Origin of the sequence: Microbacterium sp. BF1, from assembly GCF_019279095.1 — a bacterium.
In the GTDB taxonomy this organism is placed as follows: domain Bacteria; phylum Actinomycetota; class Actinomycetes; order Actinomycetales; family Microbacteriaceae; genus Microbacterium; species Microbacterium maritypicum.
Window position 1 is genome coordinate 1 of the sequence record NZ_JAGYWT010000712.1, and the last position, 933, is coordinate 933.

The 933-nt window shown below is 72.0% G+C and carries 2 pseudogenes; one reads left to right on the forward strand and one right to left on the reverse strand.

The features are described from left to right. Positions 1–615: pseudogene (locus tag KZA10_RS16240) on the forward strand (cell surface protein); the annotation flags it as partial. A 67-nt stretch (positions 616–682) separates the two neighbouring features. On the opposite strand, the pseudogene KZA10_RS16245 reads toward KZA10_RS16240, so the two are convergent. Then, positions 683–933: pseudogene (locus KZA10_RS16245) on the reverse strand (glycosyltransferase); the annotation flags it as partial.

The following is a 933-nucleotide window of genomic DNA, read 5'->3' on the forward strand; positions in this document are numbered from 1 at the left end:
CTCGCCACCGATGAGTTCGACCGCACGACCACCGGTGGGTGGGGTGCTGCCGACCTCGGCGGAGCCTGGGCGCTGTCCGGTGGCAACGCCGCACTCAGCACGGCCGGCGGGAAGGGCGTCGTGACGCTCGCACCGTCGCAGACGCGAGAGGCACGCCTGGGTGTCTCGGGGACGAGCACCGTGCTCGACGCGACGTTCTCGTCTGACGTCGCCTCCGTCGGCGGGACAGCGAGCATCACGCTCCACGGGCGCACGGTCGGCACGTCGACGTACTCCGCGCGGGTGCGCCTCGAGCCGGCCGGGGTGATCCGCCTCTACATCCTGCGAGACGAGACGGCGATCGGCAACAGCTACGTCCTGCCCACGACCTACACGCCGGGTCAGGTGCTCCACGCGCGCCTGTCCGTCGCCGGGACCAACCCCACGACCCTCGCCGCCAAGGTGTGGGTGGAGGGGCAGACGGAGCCCGCCGGCTGGCAGCTCCAGGGCACCGACACCACCGCCGCCATGCAGGCCGCAGGAGGCGTGGGCATCAAGACGTCGATCAGCTCGGCATCGACCAACGCCGCCACCAAGCTCTCGTTCGAGCGCTTCGCGGTGGTGGTCCCCCAGTAGGGGACCGACGAGAAGGGGGCGGGGCCGTCACGGCCCCGCCCCCTTCTGCGTCACCGCGCCGAGGAGGTCACGTCCGCGCGTACTCCGGGGTGATGCGTCCGACGGCTCCGAGGATGCGGCCCTGCGCGAACCAGGTACGGCGGCGCAGAACGGCCTCTTCCGCGGTCCTGCCGCGCCAGCGCGCCACGAGACCCCGGCAGGAGAAGACGACCAGACGCACGATGCCGCCCACCAGATGTATGGCGCGCAGGGCGAGCTGCCGTACGAGCGAGCCGTCACGCGTCAGCAGGCGCGTGCGCATCTGCCCCTGGGAAATCG